Origin of the sequence: Micromonospora sp. AMSO31t, assembly GCF_008868175.1 — a bacterium.
GTDB lineage: Bacteria > Actinomycetota > Actinomycetes > Mycobacteriales > Micromonosporaceae > Micromonospora.
The window spans coordinates 1-20,094 of record NZ_WBKT01000049.1; the positions used below are offsets into that span (position 1 = coordinate 1).

Here is a 20,094-nt window from a genome sequence, read left to right on the forward strand (position 1 = left end):
CGCGCCGCGCCCCCCTTGCCGCGTTGATCAAGAAGTTTGCGTCGGGAACGGGCCCGATCCAGACGCAAACCTCTTGATCAACTGCGCGAGGAGCCAGGGGCGCGGGGCTGCGCGGGTGGGTTCAGGCCGGTAGGGCGGACGGCGTGATCTCGCCGGTGGCGACCAGGACGGCGGGGCCGGCGAGCCAGCAGGTGTCCTCGGTGATCGTGATGGTGAGGCGGCCGCCGGGGACGTCGACGGTCATGGTGCCGGTCTCCCGGCCCGCGTCGCGCAGCGCCACGGCGGCGACCGCGCAGGCGCCGGTCCCGCAGGAGAGCGTCTCGGCCGAGCCCCGCTCGTAGACCCGCATGAGCACGTGCCCGTCGGTGCCCTCGACCGGCTCGCCCGGGCTGATGAACTCGACGTTCACCCCGGCCGGGAAGACGGACGGGTCGACGTCGGGCGCCCGGGTGAGGTCCAGGCCGCCCAGGTCCAGGCTGGCGGGCAGCGCGCAGACCAGGTGCGGGTTGCCCACGTCCGCGGCGGCGCCGGTCAGGGTGAGCCCGCCCAGGGTGGCGGTGGCCGTGGCGTACAGGCGGGGGCGGCGCATCTCGACGGCGACGTCCGCCCCCTCGACCCGGGCGCGCACCAGGCCGGCCCGGGTGGCCAGCGGCACGGTCCCGCCGGACGGGGCGGCCAACCCGGTTTCCAGCAGGTAGCGGACGAACACCCGGGCACCGTTGCCGCACATCTCGGCGAACGAGCCGTCGGAGTTCCAGTAGTCCATGAACCACTCGGCCTCGCCGGCCAGCGCGGCGCCGTCCGGGTGCTTGGCGGCGCGTACCACGCGCAGCACACCGTCGCCGCCCAGGCCGCGCCGCCGGTCGCACAGCGCGGCGACCAGGGCGGGCGTCAGGTCGAGCGCCCCGTCCGGGTCGGGCAGGATGACGAAGTCGTTGCCGGTGCCGTGGCCCTTGGTGAACTCCACGCCCCCATCATTCCCGATGCTCGGCGACCACCCGCAGCGCGCTGTCGAGAAACGAGGGCGAGGCCGAGTCCAGCCAGTGGATCCGCGGGTCGCGCCGGAACCAGGAGCGCTGCCGGCGGACGAACCGCCGGGTGGCCCGGACGGTCTCCTCGTGCGCCTCGGCCTCGGTCAGCTCCCCGCCCAGGAAGCGCAGCACCTGCTGGTAGCCGAGCGCCCGGCTGGCCGTCCGCCCCTCGGGCAGGCCCTCGCCGACCAGCGTCCGCGTCTCGGCGACCAGGCCGTCGGCCCACATGCGGTCCACCCGGAGCGCGATCCGCTCGTCCAGCAGCGCGGTGTCCAGGTCGACGCCGAGCTGCACCGACGGGTAGTACGGCGTCGGCGCGGGCAGCGACGCGGTGAACGGCGCGCCGGTCAGCTCGACGACCTCCAGGGCGCGGACGATGCGCCGGCCGTTGCTCGGCAGGATGCCCGCCGCGGCCACCGGGTCGGCCTCGGCGAGCCGGGCGTGCAGCGGCGCCGGGCCGACCTCGGCCAGCTCCGCCTCCAGCCGCTCCCGCACGGCCGGGTCGGTGCCGGGGAACTCGAACTGCTCCAGCACCGCCCGCACGTAGAGCCCGGAGCCGCCGACCAGCAGCGGCACCCGCCCCCGGGCCAGGATGTCGTCGACCGCCGCGCGGGCCAGCTTCTGGTATTCGGCGACGCTGGCCGGCTCGGTCACCGGCCAGATGTCGAGCAGGTGGTGCGGCACGCCCTCCCGCTCGGCCGGGGTCAGCTTGGCCGTGCCGATGTCCATGCCCCGGTAGAGCTGCATCGAGTCGGCGTTGACCACCTCGCCGTCGAGGGCGTGTGCCAGGGCGATGCTCAGCGCCGACTTGCCCGCCGCGGTCGGCCCGACCACGGCGACGACGGTCACGCCTTCTCCCAGTTGGCCACGAAGTAGGCAACGCCGTAGGGGGCCCGGTGGTAGCTGACGTCGCCGCGCCAGTCGCCGCCCGCCGCCCGGGCCGCGCCGGCCAGCACCTGCCACGGCGCCCGCCCGGCGACCCTCAGCTCCGCCGACAGCGCCGGGTCCAGGCCGAGCAGGGCCGCCGCGTCCGCGCCGGCCAAGGCGCGGGCAACCCCCTCGTCGTACGCGGGCGCGCGCGGGTCGTCGTAGCCGGGCGCCTTGACGCCCCGGCAGGCCGACCCGTCCCCGAGCACCAGCAGCGCGGTCCGCTCGTGCGGCTCGGCGACCAGCTCCGCGCCGAGGGCGGCGCACTCGGCCGGGGACGCGTCGCCGGCGACCGCCCGGGCCAGCCGGGGCAGCTCCGTCCCGGACCGGTTCACCAGCCAGGCGCCGATGGTCAGGCTCAGCGGCAGGCGGTCGCTCCCGGCGCAGTTGACCTTCCAGAGCCGCACGTGCCGGTCCAGCCCGTACGGGCGCAGCGAGCCGTGGTCGGCGCTGCCGAACCGCTCCGTCTCCGGCCCGGCGCCGAGCAGCAGGATCACCTCGGGATCGGCGGCGAGCAGCCGGGCCACGGCCGCGTCGGCGGCGGCGCGGAGGTCGTCCAGCTCGGGCGCGGCGGCGCCGGCCAGCTCGGGCACGATCAGGGGCGGGTGGGGGCAGACGGCGGCGGCGACCAGGGACACGGCACCAACCTATCCGTATCCCCCGGTGCGTCCCCGCGCCGATCCGGTCATCGAGGCGCTACGACACCGTATGGTCACGGTCGACGACAGGCGCTCGACACGGACCGGGTCGGACCTGTGACAATGCCGGGAGAACTTTGCTGCGCCGTGGCGGCGATCGCGGGAGGTGTCCCGTCGACGCCGGGAGAACGAGGATGGGCACATGAGCGACTGGACTGCCTTCGGACGGGTGGACGAGGACGGCACCGTCTACGTCAAGACCGCCGAGGGCGAGCGGGTGGTCGGATCCTGGCAGGCGGGGGCACCGGAGGAAGGGCTCGCCCATTTCGCCCGGCGCTTCGCCGACCTGGTGACGGAGGTGGACCTGACCGAGGCCCGGCTCAACTCCGGCGCGGCGGACGCCGGCCACTCGCTGACCACGATCCGGCGGATCCGCGCCTCGCTGGCCGAGGCGCACGTCGTCGGTGACATCGACGCCCTGGCCGCCCGCCTGGACAAGCTCGCCACGGTGGCCGAGGAGAAGGCCGGCGAGGCCCGCGCCGCCCGCGACGCCGCCCGCGGCGAGGCCCTCGCGCGCAAGACCGCCCTGGTCGAGGAGGCGGAGAAGCTGGCCGCCGAGTCGACCGGCTGGAAGACCGCCGGCGACCGGCTCAAGGAGATCCTCGACGAGTGGAAGACCATCCGCGGGGTCGACAAGAAGGCCGACGGTGAGCTGTGGAAGCGGTTCGCCGCCGCGCGGGACGGCTTCACCCGCCGCCGCGGCGCCCACTTCGCCTCCCTGGACCAGCAGCGCAAGCAGGCGCAGGGGGTCAAGGAGGAGCTGGTCGCCGAGGCCGAGAAGCTCAAGGAGTCGACCGACTGGGGCACCACGGCCAACCAGCTCAAGGACCTCATGGCCCAGTGGAAGGCCGCGCCGCGCGCCTCCAAGGAGGCCGAGCAGAAGCTCTGGGAACGGTTCCGGGCGGCGCAGGACGGCTTCTTCACCCGCCGCAGTGAGGTCTTCTCGGCGCGCGACAACGAGCAGCGCGCCAACCTGGAGCGCAAGCAGGCCCTGCTCGCCGAGGCCGAGGCGCTCGACGTCGACGGCGACCCGAAGGGCGCCCAGGCGAAGCTGCGGGAGATCCAGGCGCAGTGGCACGAGGCCGGCCGGGTGCCGCGCGAGGCGGCCGCCGGGCTGGAGCGCCGGCTGCGGGCCATCGACGACAAGGTCCGCGAGGTCATGGACTCGGCGTGGCGGCGCACCTCCAAGGAGGACAACCCGCTCCTGGCCCAGATGCGGAGCCAGGTCGCCGAGGCCGAGGACCGGCTGGCCCGGGCGCAGGCGGCCGGCGACGCCCGCCGGATCAAGGAGGCCGAGCAGGCGCTCGCCTCGAAGCGGCAGTTCCTCCAGCTGGCCGAGCAGGCCGGCTGAGCCCCAGCTTTCACCGGAAGAGCCGCCGTCCCGGTCCCGGGACCGGGGGCTCTTCCGTGTCCGCCTCCGGCCGGACGAGGAAGGCGGCCCGTGGTCGCGTGTTGACGCATCGAGGCCGGCTGATCAAAATGGGCGGCAGAGCCAGGTTCCGCACCGGCGCGAGGGCACGACGGCACGAGCTGCCGTCGGGATTCGCCGGTGCTTCTCCCCGCGGGTGGCCGTCCACGTGACACGGCCCGGCGCGCGCTGTCCGCGTACTCGATGACGAGCGGGCCGTTTCCCCTGGTCTTCCCGCCCGCGGCGCTCGCGCCGCACGGGCATCCGAAGTGGAGCTCGCCATGCACCGACCCACCGCCCTCGGCGGCGCCCTCGCGGCGCTCGCCACCGCCGCGGCCGGCGTCCTCGTCGCCGCCGCCGTCAGCACCACCCCGGCCGCCGCCGCGACGGCCGGGACCGGCACCGGCTACCTGCACACCAGCGGCAACAAGATCGTCGACAGCACGGGGGCCACGGTCCGGCTCACCGGCATCAACTGGTTCGGCATGGAGACCGACAACAGGACCTTCCACGGTCTGTGGTCGAGCAACCCGTGGCGCGGCCAGCTCGACACCATGGCCCGGCTCGGCTACAACACGCTGCGCATCCCCTACTCGAACGACGCGCTGAAGCCCGGCGCCACGGCCACCGGCATCAACGACTTCGTCAACCCCGACCTGGTGGGCCTGTCCCCGTTGCAGATCCTCGACAAGGTCATCGACTACGCGGGCAGCAAGGGGATGCGGGTCATCCTGGACCGGCACCGGCCCACCTCGGCCGGGCAGTCGCCGCTCTGGTACACCTCGACGGTCTCCGAGGCGACCTGGATCGCCGACTGGAAGATGCTCGCCCAGCGGTACGCGAACAACACCACCGTGATCGGCGCGGACCTGCACAACGAGCCGCACGCCGAGGGCACCAACCCGGCCGCCACCGGCGCCTGCTGGGGCTGCGGCGACACCGCCCGGGACTGGCGGCTCGCCGCCGAGCGGGCCGGCAACGCGATCCTCGGGGTGCAGCCCAACTGGCTGATCTTCGTGGAGGGGGTGAGCTGCCCCAGCGGCGGCCTGTCGAACGTCTGGGACAACGACCCCAGCAACGACGAGGACTGCGGCTGGTGGGGCGGCAACCTGTCGAAGGCCGGGCAGTTCCCGGTGCGGCTGAACGTGGCCAACCGGCTGGTCTACTCCCCGCACGAGTACGCGACCTCGGTCTACCGCCAGACCTGGTTCGACGACCCGAGCTACCCGGCGAACATGCCGGCCATCTGGGACAAGTACTGGGGCTACCTCTACAGGCAGAACCTCGCGCCGATCATGATGGGCGAGTTCGGCAGCACGCTCCAGGACCCGAAGGACAAGGTCTGGCTGCAGAACCTCATGGCGTACACGGGGACCGGGGTGATCGGGATGTCCTTCACCTACTGGTCGTGGAACCCGAACTCGGGTGACACCGGCGGCATCGCCAACGACGACTGGACCACCATCAACCAGGCCAAGCAGGACATCCTCCAGCCCTACCTGATCCCGGCGGCGGGTGGCGGCGGCAACCCCACCCCGACCCCGACGGGGACCGGCTCACCGTCGCCGTCGCCCACCACGCCGGCGCCGAGCGGCGGCTGCACGGCCACCTACAAGCAGGTCAACGCGTGGCAGGGTGGCTTCCAGGGCGAGCTGACCGTGAAGAACACCGGCACCGCCGCGGTCAACCCGTGGTCGGCCACCTGGACCTGGCCGTCCGGGGTCACCCTGGCCAGCGGCTGGAACGCCACCGTCACCCAGTCCGGCACCACGGTCACCGCGGCAGCCCCGAGCTGGGCGGCGTCGCTCGCGCCGGGCGCGTCGGTGACCGTCGGCTTCACCGCCAACGGGACGGCCGCCGCGCCGGGCGCCGTGAAGCTCAACGGCACCGCCTGCTGAGAGCACGACGGCCGGGGCCGCCACGGGGCGGTCCCGGCCGTCCGCGGTCGGTCAGCGGGCGGCGCAGCCGCCGGTGGGGGCGGGCGCCGCGGCCGGCGCGCCGATCGTCGGCAGCCCGAGCAGCACCCCGGGGGTACGCGGGGCGCGCCCCGCCTCGGCCGCGTCACCGGCCCGGGTACGCCGGTGCGACAGCGGCTCGCCGTCGGCGTTGAGGTGGTGCGGGGCGGCGTAGGTGACCGTGGTGTGCACGATGTCGCCCGGGCGGATCTGCCCGGCCAGGCTGCCCGCGTCGAAGTGGACGAGGCGGCCGTCGCGGGCGCGGCCGGACATCCGGCCGGTGCGCTCGTCCTTGCGTCCCTCGCCGACCGCGACGAGCACCTCGACGGTCTCCCCGACCAGCTTCCGGTTCTCCGCCCAGGTGATCTCCTCCACGCAGGCGATCAACCGCTCGTACCGCTCCTGCACGACCTGCTTGGGCAGCTGGCCGTCCATCGTCGCGGCCGGCGTGCCGGGGCGCTTCGAGTACTGGAACGTGAACGCCGACGAGAAGCGCGCCTCGCGGACCACGTCGAGGGTCTTCTCGAAGTCGCCGTCGGTCTCGCCGGGGAACCCGACGATGATGTCGGTGGTGATCGCCGCGTCGGGCATCGAGGCCCGGACCTTCTCGATGATCCCCAGGTACTTCTCCGACCGGTACGAGCGGCGCATCGCCCGCAGCACGTCGTCCGAGCCGGACTGCAGCGGCATGTGCAGCGAGTGGCAGATATTCGGCGTCTCGGCCATCGCGGCGATCACGTCGTCGGTGAAGTCCTTCGGGTGGGGGCTGGTGAACCGGACCCGCTCCAGGCCGTCGATGTCGCCGCAGGCCCGCAGCAGCTTGCCGAAGGCGTACCGGTCACCGAACTCCACGCCGTAGGAGTTGACGTTCTGGCCGAGCAGGGTCACCTCCAGCACGCCCTCGTCGACCAGGGCGCGCACCTCGGAGAGGATGTCTCCGGGGCGGCGGTCCTTCTCCTTGCCGCGCAGGGAGGGCACGATGCAGAACGTGCAGGTGTTGTTGCAGCCCACCGAGATCGACACCCAGCCGGCGTACGTGGACTCGCGCCGGGTCGGCAGCGTGGACGGGAACACGTCGAGGGATTCGAGGATCTCCACCTCGGCGGCGGTGTTGTGCCGGGCCCGCTCCAGCAGCACCGGCAGCGAGCCGATGTTGTGCGTGCCGAAGACCACGTCCACCCAGGGCGCCTTGCGGACGATCTCGCCGCGGTCCTTCTGGGCCAGGCAGCCGCCGACCGCGATCTGCATCTCCGGGTGCCGGTCCTTCACGGGGCGCAGATGTCCCAGGTTGCCGTAGAGCCGGTTGTCGGCGTTCTCCCGGACGGCGCAGGTATTGAACACCACCACGTCGGGCTGCTCGTCGGCCTCGGCGGCACGCACGTAACCGGCCTGTTCGAGCAGGCCGGAAATGCGCTCGGAGTCGTGCACGTTCATCTGGCAGCCGTACGTGCGCACCTGGTAGGTGCGCGGGCTGCCCGCGGCTGCGGTAGTCATGACCCGGACAGCGTATCCGGGCCGAGTTGGTCGGACCGAACGAGGAGGAGCCGTGTGCCGGAGCATCAAGACCCTGCGTGAGCCGTACGTCCCGGTGGTGACCGAGGAGGACATCCGGGCGGCCGCGCTGCAGTACGTCCGGAAGATCTCCGGGTTCCGCGCCCCCGCGGCGCACAACGCCGCCGCGTTCGACTCGGCGGTCGACGCCGTGGCGGCGGCCACCGCCACCCTGTTGGACCAGCTCGTGGTCAGGGGCCAGCAGCCGGCGGCCCGCTGACTCTGCCCGGGCCGCCCCTCGCCGCCCGTCAGGCGGCGGCGAGGGCCGGGGCGACCGAGTCGGGGGCCCAGCGGGAGCGGTGGCACTGCGACCAGCCGCGGCAGCGGGGGTCCGCCACGGTGCAGAGCCGCTGGTCGCTGAGGACCTCGCCGTCGTCGGTCTCGACCACGTCGAAGTGCACCGGGCGGATCGTGCCGTCCGGGGCGACCAGCAGGTGCCGCCCGGCGTCGAGGGTGTCGTCGCGCATCAGGCAGTTGCGGTCCAGCAGCCGGGCCAGCGCCGCGATGCTGGGCAGCTCGGGCAGGCGCTCGGGCACCCCGTAACAGTCGACCACGGTCCCGTACGCCCCGGGCGCCTCCCAGACGTCGCAGACCACCGCGTACGCGGGGAGTCGGGCCGGGTCGGCGACGGCGAGGGGCATCACCACCCGGCCGAGCGCCTCGGCCAGCGCCGGGTAGACCTCCACGGGCGCCGCGCCGTCGATTCTCCAGTTCCACAGCTCGGTCATGCCGCCTCCTCGCTGCGCTCGTCCCACCGGCCTCCGGATCGGGCCTTACTGACGATGGTGGGGTGCTTTTGACCTCAGCCGGGCGCAAGTTACCGGTCTGTGACCATTCCGGGCAGAATTTCCCGGGGCGACCTGGCCCAGAGTAGCGGGAAGGTGACAGTTTATCGGGTATGGTGCCGGGTTCGCGACAGCGAATCACCGAGTTGTGGTGACGGATTCGCGAATGCCGGCGCGGGTTTTCAGCGCACCCGGATCAGGTGGTCGCTCGCCGGCAGCAGTTCGCCGACCACCGTGCCGCCCGGCACCTCGCCCGCCACCAGCAGCCCACCCGAGGTCTGCGCGTCGGCCAGCAGCAGCCGCTCCCCCTCGTCGGCCCCGCCGAAATCCGTCCACGGGGTCACCCAGTCCAGGTTGCGCCGCGTGCCGCCGCTGACGAAGCCGTCGCGCAGCGCCTCCCGGGCGCCGGGCAGGTAGGGCACCGCGGCCGCGTCGATCGCCACGGTCAGCCGGCTGGCCCGGGCCAGCTTCGAGGCATGCCCGAGCAGCCCGAACCCGGTCACGTCGGTGCCGCAGCGGACCCCCGCCGCGACGGCCGCGCGGGCCGCGTCCCGATTCAGCCGGGCCATCGAGGCGACCGCCTCCGGGAACCGCTCCCCGGTGCGCTTGTGCCGGGTGTTCAGCACCCCGACGCCGAGCGGCTTGGTCAGCGACAGCGGCAGGCCGGCCCGGCCGGCGTCCAGGGTGATCAGCTCCTCGGGCCGGACCACCCCGGTGACGGCCAGGCCGTACTTCGGGCCGTCGTCGTCGACGCTGTGCCCGCCGGCCAGGTGGCAGCCGGCCACCCGGGCCACGTCCTGGCCGCCGCGCAGCACCTCCCGGGCCAGCTCCAGCGGCAGCACCTCGCGCGGCCAGCAGAGCAGGTTGAGCGCGACCAGCGGGGTGCCGCCCATGGCGTACACGTCGGAGAGCGCGTTGGCGGCGGCGATGCGCCCCCAGTCGTAGGCGTCGTCGACCACCGGGGTGAAGAAGTCCGCGGTGCTGACCAGGCCGGTGCGTTCGTCCAGCCGGACCACCGCGGCGTCGTCGCCGTGGTCCAGACCCACCAGCAGCTCGGCGGCGCCGACGGCCGGGGCCAGCCCGGCCACCATCGTCTCCAGCTCACCCGGCGGGATCTTGCAGGCGCACCCGCCGCCACGGGCGTAATCGGTCAGCCGGACGGGGTCTGTCATCCCCACATGATCGCCGTGGACCGGCGGGGCCGCCACCCGGACGCCCCGTTCGGTGACGGAATTCGGACGCACGGGTACGGCCGTGACCGGTGTTACCGCTCCGTGACCATTCGAGTTGCGTTCTGCCACATCACGCCGCCTACAGTGGCCCAACCAGGGGTCTCGCGACCCCGCTTTCCGTACGGACGACAGGGACGGTGGACGACGTGACGACGGGCGAACCGCTGATCGTGCTGGACGGGGTGAACAAGTGGTTCGGCCCGCTGCACGTGCTGGACGACGTCTCGCTCTCCGTCGGCAGGGGCGAGGTGGTCGTGGTCATCGGCCCGTCCGGCTCCGGCAAGTCGACGCTCTGCCGGGCGATCAACCGGCTGGAGCCGATCAACTCGGGCACCATCACCTTCGACGGCGCCCCGCTGCCGGCCGAGGGCAAGGCGCTGGCCAAGCTGCGCAGCGAGGTCGGCATGGTGTTCCAGTCGTTCAACCTCTTCGCGCACAAGACCATCCTGGAGAACGTCACCCTCGGCCCGGTGAAGGTGCGCCGCGAGAAGCCGGCCGCCGCCCGCGAGCGCGGCCTGGCCCTGCTCGACCGGGTGGGCATCGCCAACCAGGCGGACAAGTACCCGGCGCAGCTCTCCGGCGGCCAGCAGCAGCGGGCGGCGATCGCCCGCGCGCTGGCCATGCAGCCCAAGGCGATGCTCTTCGACGAGCCCACCAGCGCGCTCGACCCGGAGATGGTCGGCGAGGTGCTGGAGGTGATGACCTCGCTGGCCCGCGACGGCATGACCATGGTCGTGGTCACCCACGAGATGGGCTTCGCCCGGCACGCGGCCAACCGGGTCGTCTTCATGGCCGACGGCCAGTTGGTCGAGGAGGCCCCGCCAACGGAGTTCTTCGCGAACCCGCGCAGCGAGCGGGCCCGGGACTTCCTGTCCAAGATCCTCACGCACTGAGCGTCCGTAGTTGGAGTGCGCCGTCCCCCGGTGGCTCCGTCGTAGAAGGAGATGAGTATGCGTTTGAAGCGCGTGGCCGCGGTTGCCGCGGCGGCGACCCTGGCGCTGGGCATGGCCGCCTGTGGTGGTGACAGCGACGAGGGCACCGGCTCGGGCAGCAAGTCCTTCGCCGCCGGCAGCACGATGGAGCGCCTGAACAAGGCGCAGAAGATCAAGATCGGCACCAAGTTCGACCAGCCGGGCTTCGGCCAGAAGGGCCTGTCGGGCAAGCCGGAGGGCTTCGACGTCGAGGTCGCCAAGCTCATCGTCAAGGAACTCGGCATCCCCGAGGACAAGATCGAGTACGTCGAGACCCCGTCGAAGGTCCGCGAGGACGTGATCGTCAACGGCACCGTCGACCTGGTCGCGGCGACCTACACGATCAACGACAAGCGCAAGGAGCGCATCGCCTTCGCCGGGCCGTACTACGAGGCCGGCCAGAACATCCTGGTGAAGAAGGACGACACCACCATCACCGGCCCGGACTCCTTCAAGGACGGCACCAAGAAGGTCTGCTCGGTGACCGGCTCGACGCCGGCCGAGGAGATCAAGAAGTACGTGAAGGACGTCGGCACCCAGCTGGTGCTCTTCGACACCTACGACAAGTGCCGGGACGCCCTCAAGGGCGGCCAGGTGAACGCGGTGACCACGGACAACGTGATCCTGCTCGGCTACATCGCCAAGGACGAGGCGTCCTTCAAGCTCGCCGGTGAGAACTTCACCAAGGAGCCCTACGGCATCGGTGTCAAGAAGGAGGACACCGACTTCCGTAACTTCGTCAACGACACCCTGGAGAAGGCCTTCCAGGACGGTAGCTGGAAGAAGGCCTGGGACAACACCGCCGGCAAGTTCGGCGCGGAGCTGGGCACCGCCCCGACCATCAACCGCTACTGATCCGACCTGATCTGGAGGGTGGGGAGGAAACCGACCCGTGAGTGTGCTCATCGACAAGTTCGACGTCTTCGCGGGTGGATTCTGGCTCACCCTTCAGATCTGCGTACTCGCCGCGATCGGCGCCCTGATCCTGGGCGCCGTCGTGGCGGTGCTGCGGATCTCCCCGGTGCCACCGCTGCGGGCGCTCGGCACCGGTTACGTGAACGTCTTCCGGAACATGCCGCTGACCGTGGTCATGTTCTTCGCCGCCTTCGGGCTGCCGGCGCTCGGCTCCAACGCCGACTTCCTGCGCATCCCCGGGCTGGACGCGATCTTCAACCGGCTCGGCACCGACCTGCCGTACTTCCGCTTCGCGCTCATCGCGCTGGTGCTCTACACGGCGGCGTTCGTCTGCGAGGCGCTGCGCTCCGGCGTGAACGCGGTCCCGGCCGGGCAGGCCGAGGCGGCCCGGTCGCTGGGCCTCACCTTCGGCCAGAACCTCCGATACGTGGTGCTGCCCCAGTCCTGGAAGGCATCCGTGGTGCCGCTCGGCTCGGTCATCATCGCGATGATCAAGAACTCGGCGCTGGTCGGCTTCTTCGGCGTCGTCGGTGACCTGTCCCAGACCGCCGACCAGCTCACCTCGGCCGGCGGCTATGCCTTCATCCCGGTGGCCATCGGCATCTCCGTCGGCTACCTGATCATGACGGTGCCGCTCGGCGCCCTGCTCGACCGGATCGAGAAGCGACAGGCGGTGGCCCGGTGAGCCAGCAGACGAGCGTCCTCTACGACGTCCCGGGCCCTCGCCAGCGGCGGGTCACCCTGATCAGCAGCCTGATCGCCACCGTCCTCGTGCTGATCGGGGCGTACTTCCTGATCTACCGGCCGCTGGCCGACAAGGGCCAGTTCTCGATGGAGCTGTGGGGGCCGCTGGTCGACCCCTCGAACGAGAACTTCCCCCTGGTCTGGGACCGGATCGGCCTCGGCCTGAAGAACACCCTGACCGCCGCCGCGCTGGCCATCGTCGCGTCCCTCGTGGTCGGCACCCTGATCGCCGTGCTGCGGATCCAGCTCAAGAGCCTGACCCGGCGACGCTTCACCGGGATGGCCACCCCGCTGGCGTACCTGCTGCGCGGGCTGAGCTGGCTGCTGTCGGCGGTGACCCGGGTCTGCGTCGAGGTGTTCCGGGGCCTGCCCGTGGTCCTCACGATCTTCTTCGTGGCGCGCGGCTTCCCCGAGTTCGGCATCTCGTTCGACAACCTCTGGTACCTGGTCATCGGCCTGACCGTCTACAACTCGGTGGTCATCGCCGAGATCCTCCGCTCCGGCATGGAGGGTCTGCCCGGCGGCCAGGCCGAGGCCGCCGCCGCGATCGGGCTCTCGCCCGCCCAGACCACCCGGATGATCCTGCTGCCGCAGGCGTTCCGGATCATGCTTCCGGCGCTGATCAGCCAGCTCGTCGTGGTGCTCAAGGACACCTCGCTCGGCTTCATCATCAGCTACGAGGAGACGCTCAACATCGGCAAGCAGATCATCGGCGTGCTGGGCAACCCGATCCAGGTGTACGTGGTGATCGCGGTGCTGTTCATCGCGGTGAACTACTCGCTGTCGAAGCTGGCCCAGTTCGTCCAGCGGCGGCTCTCCCGGGGCCGCAAGACCGCCGGCACCCCGGCCCAGAACCCGCCGCCCGCCGCACTGATGTCGCAGGCCGAGGGTGCCGGCGGCATCTGAGCACCTGCCTCGGCGGTAGGCCGGCCCCGGATCCGGGGCCGGCCTTTCGCATATCCCCGTCGTCAGCGGGCGATCTCGGTGACCCGGGACTCGCGTACCACGGTCACCCGGATCTGACCGGGGTAGGTCAGCTCCTCCTCGATCTGCTTGGCCACGTCCCGGGCCAGGACCGCCGCGCCGATGTCGTCGACGTCGTCCGGCTTGACCATCACCCGGATCTCCCGGCCGGCCTGCATGGCGAAGACCTTCTCCACGCCGAGCTTGCCGGCCGCGATCTCCTCGATCCGCTCCAGCCGCTTGACGTACGCCTCCAGGCTCTCCCGCCGCGCCCCCGGCCGGCCGCCCGAGCAGGCGTCCGACGCCTGGGTGAGCACCGCCTCGATGGTCTGCGGGGGCACCTCGTTGTGGTGCGCCTCGATGGCGTGCACCACGTCCTCGCTCTCCCCGTACTTGCGGGCCAGGTCGGCGCCGATGATGGCGTGGCTGCCCTCCACCTCGTGGGTGAGCGCCTTGCCGATGTCGTGCAGGAACGCGCAGCGCTTGATGGTCGGCACGTCCAGCCGCAGCTCGGCGGCCATGGTCCCGGCGATGTGCGCGGTCTCCACCAGGTGCTTGAGCACGTTCTGCCCGTACGACGTCCGGTAGCGCAGCCGGCCGAGCAGGGTGACCAGCTCCGGGTGGATCTCGGTGATGCCCACCTCGACCAGCGCGTCCTCGGCGGCCCGGTGGCAGAGCTCCTCCACCTCGTGCCGGGCCAGGTCGTAGACCTCCTCGATCCGGTGCGGGTGGATCCGGCCGTCGAGCACCAGCTTCTCCAGGGTGAGCCGGCCGACCTCGCGGCGCACCGGGTCGAAGCAGGAGAGCAGGACCGCCTCGGGGGTGTCGTCGATGATCAGGTTGACCCCGGTGACCGACTCGAAGGCGCGGATGTTGCGCCCCTCCCGGCCGATGATCCGCCCCTTCATCTCGTCCCCGGGCAGGTGCAGGACGCTGACCACGCTCTCCGCGGTCTGCTCGCTGGCCACCCGCTGGATGGCGTCGACCACGATGTGCCGGGCCCGCTGCTCGGCGGTGCCGCGGGCGTCGGCCTCGATCTCCCGGACCAGCAGCGCGGCCTCCCGCTTGGCCTGTCCCTCGATCGACTCGACCAGCTCGGTCCGGGCGGCGTCGGCGGTCAGGCCGGCCACCCGCTCCAGCTCGCGGCGGCGCTGCTCCTCGGCCTCGGTGAGCGCCTGCTCCCGTTCCACGAGGGCCGCCTCCCGGGCGGCGAGCGCGGCGCTGGCGGCGGTGAGCTGCCGTTCCCGCTCGGCGAGGCGCTCCACCTCCTCGGTGTGCAGCCGTTCCCGCTCGTCCATCCGGGCGGCCCGCCGCTCGACCTCGGCGGCCTGTTCACGGGTGGTCGCGGCGAGCACCGCCACCTCCCGCTCGCCGCTGCGCCGGGCGGCGGCGCGGAGCTGGTCGGCGTCCGCCTCGGCCTGCTTGTGCGCCCGCTCCAGCACCGTGTCGGCCTCGGCCCGGGCGTCGTCGAGCACCCGCCGGGCCTCGGCGCGGGCCGCCTTCGCCTCGGCCTTGGCGGCGGCCGCCTCGGCGCGGGCCGCGGCGGCGGCCGACTTGGCCACGTCGATGGTGCTGTTGGCCTCGTCGGCCGCGTTGCGCAGGGCTGCCAGGGACTGCTCCTGGCGGTCCTTCTCGGCGATGAAGGCCGGATCCTCTGGGGCGGGTGCGAGGCTCAGCCGGCGCATGGCCCGCACGCCGAACAGGACGGCGCCGACCACCACCACGACGAGCAGCAGCACCACGGCGAGGATGACGACGTCGAAGGCGCTCATGCGGCCGCTCCGCGCCGATGCGCGCCCACTCGGGCCCGGCTCGTGCAGCCGCCCGGCGAGGAGCGGCCGGGCGCGTGTGGAAGACCGCCGGTGAACCTGTGCCGCCCCGCCATGGCCGCCTCCCCTGAACGTCGGCACCGCAGGCGGCGTGCGGACGGCACGCACCTGCGGCTCTGGACGCCCGACCGGAGCGGCTGGCTGTGGGTAGCTTTCCGTCGGCGGTGCCCCACCTCGGGGCATCGCCGGCGGCCGGTTGCAGTTGTCGGTCGGCTCCGGACCGGCCGTCCGGAGCTTGCCGTCAAGGGCCGGTGAAGCTGGCCAAAGTGATGCTGTTCTGTTACGCGATCTATGTTGTGCGCTTAGCCTGCGCTGGTCGGGCAAAGTGAGCCTGTATGGCGAGGCTAGGTCTCCAGGGGCCGTTCGGTCAAGGACTCATGATCAAACCACCCGGACGGAGAGAAGTGGGAACGTCACGCAGCGCTGTCCAGATGCCGGACACGGCCGGACAAATTTCGCCCGCCCGGGCCCCTCGGTCAGCTTCCCGACCTGCTCAGAGCCGACAACTTTTCGCAAGGGTGACTCGCATTTCACCGAGCGGCTCGCTCGCCGGCTCCCCAGCGTGGCGCTGGCAGGGCCCTCGCCCGCACCTCTCCCGCCGCCTGTCGAGCTGATGACGTGAACGCCTCACCGGGCGCCCGGCCACACCCCTGCCAGATCTTGGCACGACACCGGACCGGAGTTGCGCGGGGAACGGTGGCCGGTGGCGCGGGCGTCGCTGCTCAGTGGGCGCCGAGAGCGCGGGCCGCTGTCACCAGCGCCAGGTTGTCCGGTGCGGCGGTGCCGTCCGGCAGGACCAGCGTGTCCTCCAGGCCGATCCGGGTGTGCAGGCCGCGGCGTACGGCCTCGGCGAACACCGGCCAGGTCGCCGGACCCTCGCCGTGCAGCAGCACGGGCGGGCGCTCGACGGGCAGCGCGGCGAGGATGGCCGCGGCGTCGGCGAGTGCCCCGTCGACCTCTTCGGCCAGGCACTCGACGAGGACCCGCCCGGTCGGGGCCGGCCAGCGACGCCAGGCGTCGACCGCCGCCACCGTCCAGAGGCCGGCCTCGACCATGACACCCCGCTCGTGCAGGGCGGCCGCGACGGCCGCCGCCCCGGGTTCGTGGGCGTTGACGGAGGCGAAGTCGGGCAGCACCGTCCAGGCGCGTACGGCGGCGGCCCGGTCGGCGGGCTCGGGGGCGATCCAGGCGCCGGTGCTCACCCCGACGGGCAGGCCGGGCCCGGCGGCGCGGATCGCGGTGACCGCCGCGGCGATCACGGCCGGGTCGAGCGACTCGGCGCCGCCGGCATTGCGCGGGTGCACGTGCACGGCCGTCACCCCAGCCACCGCGCACCGGACCGCCTCGGCAGCCAACTCGTCCGGCGTAACCGGCACGGCGGGGTGCTCGTGCCTCCCCCGTCCCCCGTTCAGACACGCCTTCAACACGGCCGCACACCCTCCCACGAGTCGATCATGAAGTTGTTGCGCCGACACGCCGACGCGGCGGGCAACAACTTCATGATCACCACCAGGGCGGTCGGTGTCAGTCGAGGGGGCGGGAGGCGGGATCCAGCTCGTGCTCGGCGTCGGCGAGGGCGTCGGCGTCGATCTGCTCGGCGAACTCGGCCGCCTCGGCGCTCTGCGCGGCCAGCGCGTCCTTGACCGCCCGGATGGCCACGCCGGCCGGGTAGCCCTTGCGGGCCAGCATGCCGACCAGGCGCCGGAACACCGCGTCGGGCTCGCCCCGGGTCGCGCGCAGCTTCCGCTCCACCAGGGTGCGGGCGGTCTCCGCCTCGGTCTCCTCGTCCAGCTCGTCGAGGGCCTCGCTGGCCACCTCACCGTCGACGCCGCGCTGGCGCAGCTCGTTGGCGAGCGCCCGGCGGGCCAGCCCCCGACCGTTGTGCCGGCTGCTCACCCAGGCACGGGCGAAGGCGGCGTCGTCCACGAGGCCGACCTCGTCGTAGCGGTCGAGGACCTGGTCGGCGACCTCCTCGGAGATGCCCCGCTTCGCCAGGGCGCCGGCCAGCTCGGCACGGGTGCGCGGCCGGACCGCGAGCTGCCGGAGGCAGATCTCCCGGGCCACCTCGGCCTCGTCGCGGGGCGGCGCGGGGGTCGCCTCGGTATCGGGCTCCTCGGCCCGGCCCCGGCGGCCACGGCGCGGCCGGGGTGGAGTGGTGGCGTCACCCGTGCGGGGCGGGCTGGCGTCCCAGCCCCGCCCCGTACGGGCGCGTCGTCCTGCCACGGTCAGCCGGGGATCAGAAGTCGACCGGCGGCAGCTCCGGGCCGCCGGCGGCGTCGCCCGCGCCGGTGCCGACGCCGAGCTTCTCCAGGATCTTCTTCTCGATCTCGGCCGCCACGTCCGGGTTCTCCCGGAGGAACTCGCGGGCCTTCTCCTTGCCCTGGCCGAGCTGGTCACCGTCGTACGTGTACCAGGCGCCGGACTTGCGGATGATCGCCTGCTCCACGCCCACGTCGATGAGCGAACCCTCGCGGGAGATGCCCTTGCCGTACATGATGTCGAACTCGGCCTGCTTGAACGGCGCGGCGACCTTGTTCTTCACGACCTTGACGCGGGTGCGGTTGCCGACCACGTCGGTGCCGTCCTTGAGGCTCTCGATGCGGCGCACGTCGAGCCGGACCGAGGCGTAGAACTTCAGCGCGCGACCACCGGTCGTGGTCTCCGGGCTGCCGAACATCACGCCGATCTTCTCGCGGAGCTGGTTGATGAAGATCGCCGTGGTGCCGGTGTTGTTGAGCACACCGGTGATCTTCCGGAGCGCCTGGCTCATCAGCCGGGCCTGCAGACCCACGTGGCTGTCGCCCATCTCGCCCTCGATCTCGGCGCGCGGCACCAGGGCCGCGACCGAGTCGATCACGATGATGTCGATCGCGCCGGAGCGGACCAGCATGTCGGCGATCTCCAGCGCCTGCTCGCCGGTGTCCGGCTGGGAGACCAGCAGGGCGTCGGTGTCGACGCCGAGGGCCTTCGCGTATTCCGGGTCGAGCGCGTGCTCGGCGTCGATGAAGGCGGCGATGCCGCCGGCCCGCTGCGCGTTGGCCACCGCGTGGAGGGCCACCGTGGTCTTACCGCTGGACTCGGGACCGTAGATCTCCACGACCCGGCCGCGGGGCAGGCCGCCCACGCCGAGCGCCACGTCGAGCGCGATGGAGCTGGTCGGGATGACCGCCGTCTGGACGACGGGCCGCTCCCCCAGCCGCATCACCGAACCCTTGCCGAACTGCTTGTCGATCTGAGCGAGAGCAAGGTCGAGTGCCTTCTCCCGGTCCGGCCCTGCCGCCATCGTTGCCACCCCTGCCTTCGCCGGCGTCTTTCCTGAGCTTCGCGTCACGCGGACACGCTAGGCGCTGGGTCCGACAGAAAACCAGCCGACGGGCCGCGAGCTGTGGACGAGCACCCCGCTGTGGACAATAGCCGAACAGGTGTACGACTCGACAAGCGACACGCGGAACCGGCGAAAAGGCTGCTCAGCGTAGTCGCGCGGGCACCCGGTCGGGATACGCGGCGACGACCGCGCGCCACACCACGTGCGTCTCCACCCCCGCCGCCAGGGCCTGCTCGACGGTCCGCCCGCCGAGCTGGGACAGCACCTGGTCGCTGGCGATGCTGGCCGCGTAGCCCGGCCCGAACGCCTCCTCCAGCCGCGCCCAGAAGTCGGTCAGCCGCACGTGTCACTCCTCCTTGTCGGGCAGGTCCTCCGAAGGGCGCCGGAGCTCGTCCGGCGCCTCGACGGGCGCCGGACGCAACGCTAGCGCCACCAGCGGCACCACCGCGATCGCCGCCAGCAGGGTCAGGGTCGGATAACCCACGCCCCGCATGACAAACCCGCTCGCCGCCGCCGCGCCCGCCCCGGCCAGCCCCATGACCAGGTCGGACAGGCCCTGCACGCCGGGCCGGTCGGCGGTGGGCACCGACTCCGACAGCAGGGTCGAGCCGGCCACCATGGTGCCCGACCAGCCCAGCCCGAGCAGGGCCAGGCCCACCGAGAGCAGCGGGGTGTGGTGCCCGGCGGTGCCGGCGACCGCGCAGGCGGCCAGCAGCAGGGCCACCCCGCCCAGGATCACCGGGCGCCGGCCCAGCCGGTCGGTGAGCCAGCCGACCAGCGGGGACAGCGCGTACATGCCGGCGATGTGCAGGCTGAGCACGATGCCGACCACCCGCAGCACGTCCGCGTCGGAGTGCGACTCGCCGAGGCGTACCGGGGTCATCGACATCACGGCGACCATCACGAGGTGGCCCACGGCCACGGCGGCGATGCCGAGGCGGGCGGCGGGCCGCCCGCGTACCGTGCGCCAGGCCGCGACCATGCCCGCGCGGCGCCGGGCGGTCCCACCCGGCGCCGCGACCGGGTCGGCCGGGGTCTCGGCCGCCGCCAGCCGGCGCGCGGTGAGCAGCGGGTCCGGCCGGAGCAGCACCGCCAGCACGACGGCGGCCAGCACGAACGCGACGGCGCTGAAGGCGAACGGGCCGGCCAGCGCCGGCAGGCCCCAACCGCGGGTGGTGGCGTCGGCGAGCGCGGCGAAGTTCGGCGCGGCCACCGCGCCGATGGTGGTGGCCCAGACGACCAGCGAGAGCTGGCGCCCCCGGCGCGCCGGCTCGGCCAGGTCCACGGCCGTGTAGCGGGCCTGGAGGTTGGCCGCGGTCCCACCGCCGAAGAGCAGCATGCCGACGAAGAGCAGCGGCACCAGGTCGACCACGGTCGCGACCACCACCAGCACGCCACCGACCGCCCCGACCAGGTACGCGGTGACCAGCCCCGGCCGCCGCCCGCGCGCCGCCATGATCCGGGTGACCGGCACGGCGAGCAGCGCGGCGCCGACCACCCCGGCGCTCTGCGCCACCCCGGCCAGGGCGGTGCCGGCGACCCGGGCGGCCAGCAGCGCGCCGACCGAGATGCCGATGGTGACGCCGATGCCGCCGATGATCTGGGTGAGGACGAGCAGCCGGACGGTGCGTCGCTGGATCGGGGCGACGTCGAGCCGGCTCGGGACCGGCGTGGTCAGGTCGGTGGCCATGGCGGATGCTCCTGGGAGTAAGGGGTGACCCATCCTCCCGCACCCGACCCGGCTGCGGGCACCCGGTTTC

At 72.8% G+C, this 20,094-nt stretch carries 19 protein-coding genes; 7 read left to right on the top strand and 12 right to left on the bottom strand.

Annotated features, from left to right (window positions below):
* Positions 1-121: 121 nt before the first annotated feature.
* The 3 genes from dapF to F8274_RS13735 are packed head-to-tail and all read right to left on the bottom strand — an operon-like array spanning position 122 to position 2,596.
* Positions 122-967 carry a diaminopimelate epimerase gene (gene dapF / locus F8274_RS13725; RefSeq protein WP_151462692.1) on the bottom strand — a complete coding sequence of 282 codons (846 nt, stop codon included), beginning with the start codon at positions 965-967 and terminating at the stop codon, positions 122-124.
* A gap of 7 nt (positions 968-974) precedes the next feature.
* Positions 975-1,994: a tRNA (adenosine(37)-N6)-dimethylallyltransferase MiaA gene (gene miaA, locus F8274_RS13730; RefSeq protein ID WP_151462693.1), complete on the bottom strand. Its 1,020-nt coding sequence runs from the start codon at positions 1,992-1,994 to the stop codon at positions 975-977.
* Positions 1,877-2,596 (bottom strand): hypothetical protein, encoded by a 720-nt coding sequence (locus F8274_RS13735; RefSeq protein WP_151462694.1) that lies wholly within the window; start codon positions 2,594-2,596, stop codon positions 1,877-1,879. The genes miaA and F8274_RS13735 overlap by 118 nt, the downstream gene beginning before the upstream one ends.
* A gap of 202 nt (positions 2,597-2,798) precedes the next feature.
* Here F8274_RS13735 and F8274_RS13740 point away from each other — a divergent pair, with 202 nt between their 5' ends.
* Complete coding sequence (locus F8274_RS13740) at positions 2,799-4,007, top strand: DUF349 domain-containing protein (RefSeq protein WP_151462695.1); 1,209 nt, start codon at positions 2,799-2,801, stop codon at positions 4,005-4,007.
* A gap of 338 nt (positions 4,008-4,345) precedes the next feature.
* Positions 4,346-5,962, top strand: a complete 1,617-nt coding sequence (locus F8274_RS13745; protein ID WP_151462696.1) for a cellulase family glycosylhydrolase — start codon at positions 4,346-4,348, stop codon at positions 5,960-5,962.
* Positions 5,963-6,013: 51 nt separating this feature from the next.
* Here the strand turns inward: F8274_RS13745 and miaB are convergent, their stop codons facing one another.
* Entirely contained in the window at positions 6,014-7,513 is a 1,500-nt protein-coding gene (gene miaB, locus F8274_RS13750; protein WP_151462697.1) for a tRNA (N6-isopentenyl adenosine(37)-C2)-methylthiotransferase MiaB, read from the bottom strand.
* A 52-nt stretch (positions 7,514-7,565) separates the two neighbouring features.
* On the opposite strand from miaB, the gene F8274_RS13755 reads away from it, so the two are divergent.
* Positions 7,566-7,790 (top strand): DUF2277 family protein, encoded by a 225-nt coding sequence (locus F8274_RS13755; RefSeq protein WP_151462698.1) that lies wholly within the window; start codon positions 7,566-7,568, stop codon positions 7,788-7,790.
* 28 nt (positions 7,791-7,818) lie between these two features.
* On the opposite strand, the gene F8274_RS13760 is transcribed toward F8274_RS13755, so the two are convergent.
* Positions 7,819-8,298, bottom strand: coding sequence for a hypothetical protein (locus tag F8274_RS13760; RefSeq protein WP_148428061.1), 480 nt, complete (start codon positions 8,296-8,298; stop codon positions 7,819-7,821).
* A 239-nt stretch (positions 8,299-8,537) separates the two neighbouring features.
* On the bottom strand, positions 8,538-9,527 hold the full coding sequence (gene selD / locus F8274_RS13765) for a selenide, water dikinase SelD (RefSeq protein ID WP_151462699.1): 990 nt from the start codon (positions 9,525-9,527) through the stop codon (positions 8,538-8,540).
* Positions 9,528-9,724: 197 nt separating this feature from the next.
* Between selD and F8274_RS13770 the strand changes: the two genes are divergently transcribed.
* Genes F8274_RS13770 through F8274_RS13785 form a run of 4 tightly spaced genes read left to right on the top strand, consistent with a single transcriptional unit; the run spans position 9,725 to position 13,123 of the window.
* Positions 9,725-10,480 (top strand): amino acid ABC transporter ATP-binding protein, encoded by a 756-nt coding sequence (locus F8274_RS13770; RefSeq protein ID WP_151462700.1) that lies wholly within the window; start codon positions 9,725-9,727, stop codon positions 10,478-10,480.
* A gap of 57 nt (positions 10,481-10,537) precedes the next feature.
* Positions 10,538-11,413, top strand: coding sequence for a glutamate ABC transporter substrate-binding protein (locus F8274_RS13775; RefSeq protein ID WP_151462701.1), 876 nt, complete (start codon positions 10,538-10,540; stop codon positions 11,411-11,413).
* 37 nt (positions 11,414-11,450) lie between these two features.
* Positions 11,451-12,158, top strand: coding sequence for an amino acid ABC transporter permease (locus F8274_RS13780; RefSeq protein WP_151462702.1), 708 nt, complete (start codon positions 11,451-11,453; stop codon positions 12,156-12,158).
* Positions 12,155-13,123, top strand: a complete 969-nt coding sequence (locus F8274_RS13785) for an amino acid ABC transporter permease (RefSeq protein WP_151462703.1) — start codon at positions 12,155-12,157, stop codon at positions 13,121-13,123. Before F8274_RS13780 ends, F8274_RS13785 begins: the two co-directional genes overlap by 4 nt.
* Positions 13,124-13,185: 62 nt before the next feature.
* On the opposite strand, the gene rny is transcribed toward F8274_RS13785, so the two are convergent.
* The 6 genes from rny to F8274_RS13815 all read right to left on the bottom strand — a co-directional run bounded on the left by rny (position 13,186) and on the right by F8274_RS13815 (position 20,024).
* Positions 13,186-14,952 (bottom strand): ribonuclease Y, encoded by a 1,767-nt coding sequence (gene rny / locus F8274_RS13790; RefSeq protein WP_151462704.1) that lies wholly within the window; start codon positions 14,950-14,952, stop codon positions 13,186-13,188.
* Between the two features lie 779 nt (positions 14,953-15,731).
* Complete coding sequence (locus F8274_RS13795; RefSeq protein WP_370518228.1) at positions 15,732-16,484, bottom strand: 3-keto-5-aminohexanoate cleavage protein; 753 nt, start codon at positions 16,482-16,484, stop codon at positions 15,732-15,734.
* A 49-nt stretch (positions 16,485-16,533) separates the two neighbouring features.
* Complete coding sequence (locus F8274_RS13800) at positions 16,534-17,232, bottom strand: regulatory protein RecX (protein WP_151462706.1); 699 nt, start codon at positions 17,230-17,232, stop codon at positions 16,534-16,536.
* A gap of 13 nt (positions 17,233-17,245) precedes the next feature.
* Complete coding sequence (gene recA, locus F8274_RS13805) at positions 17,246-18,292, bottom strand: recombinase RecA (RefSeq protein ID WP_091269420.1); 1,047 nt, start codon at positions 18,290-18,292, stop codon at positions 17,246-17,248.
* Between the two features lie 184 nt (positions 18,293-18,476).
* Positions 18,477-18,677: a DUF3046 domain-containing protein gene (locus F8274_RS13810; RefSeq protein ID WP_151462707.1), complete on the bottom strand. Its 201-nt coding sequence runs from the start codon at positions 18,675-18,677 to the stop codon at positions 18,477-18,479.
* Positions 18,678-18,680: 3 nt separating this feature from the next.
* Complete coding sequence (locus F8274_RS13815) at positions 18,681-20,024, bottom strand: MFS transporter (RefSeq protein ID WP_151462708.1); 1,344 nt, start codon at positions 20,022-20,024, stop codon at positions 18,681-18,683.
* Between the last annotated feature and the right edge of the window lie 70 nt (positions 20,025-20,094).

Bases quoted from the DNA above. Each gene is read 5' to 3' on its own strand.
- F8274_RS13740 (WP_151462695.1), top strand. From the start codon at position 2,799: ATGAGCGACTGGACTGCCTTCGGACGGGTGGACGAGGACGGCACCGTC.
- F8274_RS13745 (WP_151462696.1), top strand. From the start codon at position 4,346: ATGCACCGACCCACCGCCCTCGGCGGCGCCCTCGCGGCGCTCGCCACC.
- miaB (WP_151462697.1), bottom strand. From the start codon at position 7,513: ATGACTACCGCAGCCGCGGGCAGCCCGCGCACCTACCAGGTGCGCACG.
- F8274_RS13760 (WP_148428061.1), bottom strand. From the start codon at position 8,298: ATGACCGAGCTGTGGAACTGGAGAATCGACGGCGCGGCGCCCGTGGAG.
- selD (WP_151462699.1), bottom strand. From the start codon at position 9,527: ATGACAGACCCCGTCCGGCTGACCGATTACGCCCGTGGCGGCGGGTGC.
- F8274_RS13775 (WP_151462701.1), top strand. From the start codon at position 10,538: ATGCGTTTGAAGCGCGTGGCCGCGGTTGCCGCGGCGGCGACCCTGGCG.
- rny (WP_151462704.1), bottom strand. From the start codon at position 14,952: ATGAGCGCCTTCGACGTCGTCATCCTCGCCGTGGTGCTGCTGCTCGTC.
- recA (WP_091269420.1), bottom strand. From the start codon at position 18,292: ATGGCGGCAGGGCCGGACCGGGAGAAGGCACTCGACCTTGCTCTCGCT.
- F8274_RS13815 (WP_151462708.1), bottom strand. From the start codon at position 20,024: ATGGCCACCGACCTGACCACGCCGGTCCCGAGCCGGCTCGACGTCGCC.